An 8,468-nucleotide genomic window follows, 5' to 3' on the forward strand; every position below is an offset into this window, starting at 1 on the left:
TTGGAAAATATATGGGAACAAGAGATTCCTATAAATCTGTTTATGAAGCACTAACTCATGCTGGTATTGCAAACGAATCTCATGTTGAAATTGTAGGAATCGATTCAGAACAATTGACCACAGCAAATACAAAAGAAATGTTGTCTGAATTTGATGCTATCTTAGTTCCAGGTGGCTTTGGAGATCGTGGTGTTTTAGGCAAAATGCTTGCCATTCAATATGCGCGTGAAAATAATGTTCCTTTCTTTGGTATTTGTTTAGGAATGCAGCTAGCTTGTCTTGAATATGCAAAAAATGCATTAGGAATTCTCGATGCCACATCAGAAGAATTTGATTCCAATGCCAAAAATAAAATCATCCATTTGATGGAAAGTCAGCAAGGTATTGGCAAAAAAGGAGGCAGTATGCGTCTCGGCGCTTATGATTGCCTTGTGCGCAGGAATACGAAAGCATTTGATGCATATCATGCAGACAGGGTTAGTGAAAGACACCGCCATCGTTATGAATTTAATTTAGACTTTAAAAAACGTTTTGAAGATTCTGGATTTCTCATATCTGGGGAAAGCCCAGATGGTACTTTAGTTGAAATGATGGAATTGGAAAATCATATTTGGTTTTTAGCTTGTCAAGCTCACCCAGAATTAAAAAGTAGACCCATTGCTCCACATCCTCTTTTTAGAGACTTTATTGCGGCAGCCTTGGTAAACTCAAAAAGAAAAGAGGAGACAAATACTTAATGCCAAATATTCGAAATTTTGAAAAATCAATTGAAGTAATGGAAAGAAGCCGCAAGGTATTTCCTGGTGGTGTGAATTCTCCGGTAAGATCGTTTCGTTCAGTCGGAGGATCTCCAATCGTTTTTTCTCATGGTATGGGAAAAAATTTATTTGATGTAGATGGAAATCGTTACGTTGATTTTTGTTCTTCATGGGGGCCACTCATTCTTGGGTATTCACACCCTTCCCTTATTTCTGCGATGCAAGAGCAACTTCAAAAAGCAGTGACTTTTGGCGCTCCTTCGGATCTCGAAGTTCGTTTGGCAGAAAAAGTGCAAAATTGGATTCCTGGCATTGAAATGATGCGTTTCGTTAGTAGCGGAACAGAGGCAACCATGAGCGCCGTAAGAGCGGCTCGAGCTGTTACTAAACGTAACAAGTTTGTTAAGTTTGAAGGCTGTTATCATGGACATGCGGATCAATTTTTAGTGAAAGCAGGAAGTGGTCTTGCTACTTTAGGAAATACAAGTTCAGCAGGAGTCCCTTCAGGAACTACTCAAGATACTTTAACTGCAATTTATAATAGTGAAGAAAGTATTCATGAAATATTTTCTCAATATGGAAATGATATTGCAGCCGTTATCATTGAACCTGTTGCAGCAAATATGGGGCTTGTTTTACCAAAACCAGGTTATCTTGAATTTTTACGTAAAGTAACAAAAGAAAATGGAACCGTTCTGATATTTGATGAAGTTATGACTGGTTTTCGTTTATCAAAAGGCGGAGCTGCTAGTTACTTTCAAGTCCAACCCGATCTTTGGACATTTGGAAAAATTATTGGCGGTGGTATTCCTGCTGCAGCATATGGTGGTAAAAAAGAAATTATGCAAATGATTTCACCATTAGGTGATGCTTACCAAGCTGGTACTTTATCTGGGAATCCATTAGCTATGGTTGCAGGATATGCAACTTTAAGTGAAATTGAAAATCAAAATGCTTTTGAAAAGCTTGAAAGTCTTGGCAAATATCTTGACTCTTTAGTTCAAAAAGAATTAACTCCATATATTGAAAAATCTAAAGTTTGTTTCGTTAGAATAGAGTCTTTCTTTTGTTTCTTTTTTGGAACAAATCGAGCGCCAAATAATTTTGATGAAGTATCTAAGACAGACATGAAGTTATTTAATAAAGTGTATCATGAGTGGATTCAAAATGGGATTTACTTAGGACCAAGTGGTTATGAAGTCGGTTTTCTGAGTACTTGTATTGAATACGAAGATTTAGATCTGATGGTCTCTATAGTTAAGAATGTTTTAAATGCCGAAGATTAAATCTTCGGTTTTTTTAAAGGGAAAATCCTTTTATGTTAACTTCTGAATTGTTACAAGGTATCATTTGTTTTTCATCTCTCTCATTATGGATTTTTTCTAAAAAAGAAATTTCTATTGCTGTAGCTATTGGTTTTTCTTTTTTAACTTTTTTCATGGGATTTATTTCTTATCCTTCTTTATTGCTCATTATTTTATTTGCTTTATCTTGTCATTTTTATACAAATATTCAAAATAAAATGATTCGATTTTTATTTTCATTACTTATCGTTTTTTTTGCAGCAATTGCTATGAAAGGTGGGATTCCTTTTTCAAATCCTATACCTATTTTTGAAGGTGTAAAATTTAGTTCTATTTCAGCTCCCTTTTGGATGGGGATCAATATTGAAAAAGCGGTATGTGGAATTATTTTGACAGCATACATTATAAAAAGATCTAAATCTTTTTCAGAATGGAAAACAATAATTAAGGAATTTATTCCTGTATTGTTAATATTAATTATTTTTTTATTAACACCCGCTGTTTTAACTGGATTCGTAAAATTTAATTATAAAATTCCCGATGGAATGTATTTATTTATTTTGAATAATTTATTATTAACTTCTGTAGCTGAAGAAGTGTTTTTTAGAGGTTTTTTACAGAAAAAACTATTTGATGTTTTTTCTTTAAATTTTAAAATGAAACAAGCAGCTCCACTTTTATCGATATTAATAACTTCTGCTATATTTGGATTAGGCCATTTATATAGCGGTGTATTAATGGCTATCTTTGCTTTTGTTGCAGGTATTGGCTATGGCTACGCATACCAAAAATCCTGGAAACTGGAGTCTGCAATTTTAGTTCATTTTGGTTTGAATATAACCCATTTTATCTTTTTTACTTATCCATTTTATAAAATATAAATGTTTTTGGAGATTCTTTTTCATGATTGATAATTTAATTTGTAGAACAGTCATTCAAAGAGCGAAACATGCAGAAGTTCAAATCGATCAGCAGTCTCAAGGTAAAATGGAATATGGCCTTGTTCTTTTATTTGGAATCGGATTTAAAGAAATACAAAGTGAAATTCAAGAAGAAAATGTTTCAAATATCATAAATCAGTTTGTCCCTTCATTAGAAAAACTTGCAGATAAAATCTGTTTATTAAGAATTTTTGAAGATAAAGAAGGAAAATTGAACTTATCTGTCAAAGATATTCAAGGAGGCATTTATTTAATTAGTCAATTTACCTTATTTGGGGATTGCCGAAAAGGAAATAGACCGAGCTTTACATTATCTGCAAAACCTATACTTGCAAAACCAATGTATGATAAATTTTTAGAGATTTTAAAACAAAAAATGGAATCTTTAAAAGTTTATTCTGGTATTTTTGGTGCCGAAATGAAAGTATCTTTTAGTAATGACGGTCCTGTTACATTAATAATGGATTCTGGGATAAAGGGGATTTTGTGAGTTTTGATTCTCACTTTACAAATGTAAAGGCAAATTTAAGACCATTATTATCTGTTTTTTATCCTAGCACTGTTAAGCAAAGAATATTTCTTGGAATCATATTAGGAACTATTTTTTCTTGTGTGCTTTACCATTTTTTGCCTTTATTTTTTGTGCTTCCGATTTTTTTTCTCTACTGTTACTTTATTTTATATATTTTAGTAGACAAACCCACTCATTCTTTAATGCAATTAACACGTCACGGTGGTTTTGATGCAGGCATTGATAGCTTGCCTATTGTAGGAAATGACGAATTTTCTCGAATTGCAAGAGCTGTGCAAGATATGGCAAAAAGAATGCGCGGCAGCATTTTAGAAGCAAGGGAACAAACCTCTAGACTCGATGAAATATTTGGAGCAATTGGAGAAGGGGTTGTTATTGTAAATCATGAAGGAAAAATTCTAAAAATCAATAATACCGTTAGAAGATGGATTGGCTGGTATACTGATGTCGCAGAAAGAGATGTGCTTGAAGTATTAAGAAGTGTAGAACTATCTGCAATGATCCAAAAAATGATTTCTGAAATAAAAGGAAATCAAATTATCCAAGCACAAATTATTGAATCTCTTCACTTGGATGGCCCAGAAATTCGCCGCGTTCGCGCTAAAATAGTAGCATTATATTCTGAACAACAAAATCCTGTATTGATGATATTTTTATTTGACTTAACGGATATTCATAAAGGTGAAGAAATTCGAAGAGAATTTTTTGCCAATGTGAGTCATGAATTAAAAACACCAATTTCAGCAATAAGGGGTTATGCCGAGATTATTCAAGATATGCCTGAATTTATAAATAACGAAACAGCACAAAATTTTTTATCTGTCATCGTTCGTAATTCAGAAAATTTAACAAAATTAATTGATGAAATGCTTATTGTAACAGGTCTGGAATCGGGATCGCTTACTTTATCAATCAAACCCTATCATATTCATGATGGAATTAGACGTGTTGTTGAAAATATTTTACCCAAAGCTAAACAGGCTGAAGTTGAAATATTAGCCGATGTCGATCCAGACATAGATGAAATCTTTGTTGACTCTCAAAGATTTGATTCTGTTTTAGTAAACTTAGTAGATAATGCTGTTAAATATAATAGACCCGGTGGTATTGTAAAAATAAGTGTTCGTAAAAATGAAACGCACCATATTATCTTTTTAGAAGATACAGGAATTGGAATACCAAATCATTCTCGTATCCGTGCCTTTGAACGCTTTTATCGTGTCGATAAATCACACAATCGTTTGGGCGGAGGTTCTGGTTTAGGGCTTGCCATTGTAAAACATGTTGTTCAAGCTCATGGTGGTACGATTTCTTTACGAAGTGAAGTCGGTGTAGGAAGTGTTTTTACAATTATGTTACCTATTAATCCAAGTAAAAAGAAAATTGATTTGCTCACATCTTTTTAAAATAAAATTTTTCAAGATCATAATGACAATATTTTTAAATCAGAAGTTCATTTTACATTTTTTTAGGTATTTTGTTATTTTAAGAAAACATTGACTCATATCTTAGTTTTTGATATTGTTCGATAAATTTAATATTAAGATGTTACTTAAAGAGTAAAGGTGACAAATATGGATCAAGACGATAAAAATTCTTCAGCCAATATAAACAGACGAGACTTTGTTTTAAAAACAGTTGTGGCAACGGGATATGCTTTAGCTGTTACTCCTGTTGCTTTTTCTGTCATAAGTACAGATTCCGATGGAATTGAAGTCAGTGATATCCAAATTCCTGTTGGAAAATCAAAAATTCCTGGATATTTGGCAATGCCAAAAGGAAATGGTCCTTTTCCTGTTTTATTAATTTGTCATGAAATATTTGGAGTGCATGAACATATTAAAGATTTATGCCGTAGGTTTGCAAAACTTGGATTTTACGTCATTGCTCCTAATTTATTTTTTAGACAAGGTGATGTAACAAAAATAAAAGATATTCCAGATATTATTTCTAAAGTAGTTTCAAAAGTAACAAATAAACAAGTAAACATGGATCTTGATGCTACGGTTAAATTTGCAAAATTAAATAAAAAATCAGATATATCAAAATTAAATGTAACTGGATTTTGTTGGGGTGGAAAAACAACTTGGCTTTATGCAGCACATAACCCAAATATAAAATCGGCAATTGCTTGGTATGGACCTCTTGTTGGAAATCCAACTGATAAAATGGAATTTCCAGTTGATATTGCAGCTACATTAAAAGTTCCTGTGTTAGGGCTTTATGGTGGTAAAGATGCTCGTATTACGCAAGAACATGTAGATCAAATGCAAAAAGCTCTTGATAAAGGGAAAAGTGGTTCTAAAATTATAGTTTATCCCGATGCAGAGCACGGATTTTTTGCGGATTATAGACCAAGTTATAATAAAATGGCAGCAGATGAAGGCATTCGTGAAATGTTAAATTGGATAAAAAGTCATTAATAAATTAATTAAAGAAAAATGCCAAACTAAAAAAACTCTCTTATTATATTATGTTCATTAAAGTCTTATTCAAGTGAGATAGATAAAAAGTCAACAAGCGTTAATAAGATTTTTTGTTCATCAATTTTTTTTTACACAGTAAGTTGTTTTTTGTATCGTTTTTTATATCATCAATTTGTTTTAAAATTTATTATATATAGCGCAAGTGGGATTAAAATGATTCAAATAGGACAAAATAAAAAGTTATTTATAAGTCAAGCTGATAACTATGAAAATAAATTTGGTGAAGTCTTTCGTAGCTCTGCAATTTTTTGGGTTAAAAATAGTTCTCAAATTCATACTACCATTTCATTTAGCAACTATTGGAAATATAAAAATAATATTGATGTTAGTATTTTACTCAATCTAAGAAAACTTTCTGGTGAACTTATTTATCGAAAAAATATTGACTTTGAAGAAAATTTTGTTTGCAATTATTCTCCACCTGAAGATTTTGAAGGTTCGGTAGAAATTGAAGCATTTAGTATAAAAAATATGCGTATTCCATATGCTGCTATAATGGCAATATATGAATCAACCGAATCCATATCAATGGTTCATTCTTATGCAAGAGCATACTCTCAACATGAGATTGAAGAAAAAAGAACTATAACAATTGGTGAAGAGAGTTGCTGGACTCTGCGCGATAATTTAGACACAACGTCTTTTTCTGTAATTCATAATGGACCAAATCAACATGAGAGACAAATAATTAAATTAGCTGTACGAAACTTTTTAGGAAAAGAGCAAGTAACTCAAATTGAATTGCAACCTATGGCTCCTTTTGAAACAATAATTATTGAACCCAAAAATTATTTTGAAAACCTTATCAATTGGCTTGGTAATAAACCTGGAAATGCAAGAATAAGTTTTAAACTCAAAGATGGTTTCACTAGAATGCTTTGTGGTGTTAAAAAAAATGATGACAGCCAGATTCAACTCACTCATAGCAATTTTGATTATTCTAGTCATGAAACAGATAAAATTACGAATGGTATTTTAAGAGCCTATATGAGAACTCCAAATGTCAACGGAGATTTCAAACAAGAAATTGTAGTTTATCCTGATAATAGCTTTGGTGAGTATATTTCAAAAATTGATGAAAAAGAAAGAAAATTTTTGACTGGAGATATTCACAGAATGACTTTCGAAAACAATTTAGGAAAGAATGTCGAATTTTATAGAACTGACAATATTCTTCCCACACGAATAGTTACAGCATTAAGACTAAACTCTAATGAGTCTATTGTTCCAGCTGAATGTTCTTTAGGAATTACACATCACAAAAGGCCAAAAAAACACTTTCATTGGATGCTTGTATCAAAAAAATTTAAATCCCAAATTTGCTGGGCAGATTATCAAGAAATTTATGGAGGATGTCCAGAGGATGCTGATTTTGTTTTGAAGCTATATACTCCTGAAAGCACTGAAGAAATTACTAAAAAATTTAAAAAATTCGAATTACCAAATAGCAATTTAATAGAGTTATGTAATATATTTGATGATACTTATTTAACAGATAATTTTTGTTACCTTTCAATATGGTGTTCATATGGCGGCTTAATGATTTTTTCAACAATGGAAAAATGTAATTCAATTACAATAGAACATTCATTTTAAAATAAAACTATTAAAATAATCTTTCTTTTTTAAAACAGGATTGTTTGAAACGTTTCAAATTATAAGTAATAATTTAACTTAAACATTTATTTATATTTTTTAAAATAAATTCTGAAATAAAAATAATTTGGTTGGTAAATAATTAATAAATTTCATTGATTTATTTTAATACCGTCCAATTTAATAATTTAAAATTTTTTTCTAATTTTTTCTTAAAAATCTTTTTATGTTTTTCTTTAGGACATATAATATAACGCTTCTGAGATTTAAGTAACATGGGAAGATCAGCAATATGATCGCTCCAAGCACTGTGCCAAATGATATTCTCACCAAGAGCTTCGTGAATCCGTTTTATTTTTTCTTTTTCATAACAATTTTTCGATTTTAAAATAACCCCTCCCGCATAAAACGTGAGTTTACTTCCTATAATCAATTTAAAATGGGAGTATTTGCCATGGAGCATTCCTCTGACCCAGGTTTGCCCAGATGCGGTAACAACAACAATTTCAACACCTTCTTGTTTCAGTTTTTCAAAAGTTTCGACAGCTTCCTGAAACCAAAGAGAATTGCTTTCTGTTGCTAATATATTTCTTAAAAAGCGTGCGCATTCTCTTTTTTCTTTTCCTACGGTTAAACTCCATAAAATTAAGGATTTGGCTAATGTTTTATCTAGTTTAAATAGCCCTGTAAGAATTAAAAAAGGGGAAATAATAAGGAGCAAAAGAATTCTTAAGGGTTCGCTCTTGAGTATCTTTTTTAGAAGTGTGAGGAATGAATCTTGGCATATGAGGGTGCCGTCGAAATCAAAAAAGGCATAACGTGGGGTTTGCATAAAGTCTCCCGTTTTTAAA

At 31.5% G+C, this 8,468-nt stretch carries 8 protein-coding genes; 7 read left to right on the top strand and 1 reads right to left on the bottom strand.

The genetic code is table 11. The features are described 5' to 3' along the window. The 7 genes from ACIQ56_RS11265 to ACIQ56_RS11295 form a co-directional block, all read left to right on the top strand. Window positions 1-737: CTP synthase (locus ACIQ56_RS11265; protein WP_397601158.1), on the top strand; the 737-nt coding region annotated here is incomplete at its 5' end. After that, window positions 737-2,044, top strand: a complete 1,308-nt coding sequence (gene hemL, locus ACIQ56_RS11270) for a glutamate-1-semialdehyde 2,1-aminomutase (protein WP_397601159.1) — start codon at window positions 737-739, stop codon at window positions 2,042-2,044. The genes ACIQ56_RS11265 and hemL, both read left to right, overlap by 1 nt. Before the next feature lie 32 nt (window positions 2,045-2,076). Further along, window positions 2,077-2,943 (top strand): lysostaphin resistance A-like protein, encoded by an 867-nt coding sequence (locus ACIQ56_RS11275; protein WP_397601160.1) that lies wholly within the window; start codon window positions 2,077-2,079, stop codon window positions 2,941-2,943. A gap of 22 nt (window positions 2,944-2,965) precedes the next feature. Further along, window positions 2,966-3,493: a D-aminoacyl-tRNA deacylase gene (gene dtd, locus ACIQ56_RS11280; protein ID WP_397601161.1), complete on the top strand. Its 528-nt coding sequence runs from the start codon at window positions 2,966-2,968 to the stop codon at window positions 3,491-3,493. Further along, window positions 3,490-4,941 carry a sensor histidine kinase gene (locus ACIQ56_RS11285; protein WP_397601162.1) on the top strand — a complete coding sequence of 484 codons (1,452 nt, stop codon included), beginning with the start codon at window positions 3,490-3,492 and terminating at the stop codon, window positions 4,939-4,941. Before dtd ends, ACIQ56_RS11285 begins: the two co-directional genes overlap by 4 nt. Before the next feature lie 168 nt (window positions 4,942-5,109). After that, the gene (locus ACIQ56_RS11290) at window positions 5,110-5,958 is read left to right on the top strand and encodes a dienelactone hydrolase family protein (protein WP_397601163.1); all 849 of its coding nucleotides are present in this window, start codon (window positions 5,110-5,112) and stop codon (window positions 5,956-5,958) included. 216 nt (window positions 5,959-6,174) lie between these two features. Next, window positions 6,175-7,617: a hypothetical protein gene (locus ACIQ56_RS11295; RefSeq protein WP_397601164.1), complete on the top strand. Its 1,443-nt coding sequence runs from the start codon at window positions 6,175-6,177 to the stop codon at window positions 7,615-7,617. Between the two features lie 160 nt (window positions 7,618-7,777). On the opposite strand, the gene ACIQ56_RS11300 is transcribed toward ACIQ56_RS11295, so the two are convergent. After that, window positions 7,778-8,468 (bottom strand): HAD-IB family phosphatase (locus tag ACIQ56_RS11300; RefSeq protein WP_397601165.1); only part of this gene is annotated, 691 nt, incomplete at its 5' end.

This window comes from Silvanigrella sp. (assembly GCF_044369315.1).
In the GTDB taxonomy this organism is placed as follows: domain Bacteria; phylum Bdellovibrionota_B; class Oligoflexia; order Silvanigrellales; family Silvanigrellaceae; genus Silvanigrella.

Excerpts from the sequence above, each read along its gene's own strand:
- hemL (WP_397601159.1), top strand. The coding sequence starts at position 737 with ATGCCAAATATTCGAAATTTTGAAAAATCAATTGAAGTAATGGAAAGA.
- ACIQ56_RS11275 (WP_397601160.1), top strand. The coding sequence starts at position 2,077 with ATGTTAACTTCTGAATTGTTACAAGGTATCATTTGTTTTTCATCTCTC.
- dtd (WP_397601161.1), top strand. The coding sequence starts at position 2,966 with ATGATTGATAATTTAATTTGTAGAACAGTCATTCAAAGAGCGAAACAT.
- ACIQ56_RS11290 (WP_397601163.1), top strand. The coding sequence starts at position 5,110 with ATGGATCAAGACGATAAAAATTCTTCAGCCAATATAAACAGACGAGAC.
- ACIQ56_RS11295 (WP_397601164.1), top strand. The coding sequence starts at position 6,175 with ATGATTCAAATAGGACAAAATAAAAAGTTATTTATAAGTCAAGCTGAT.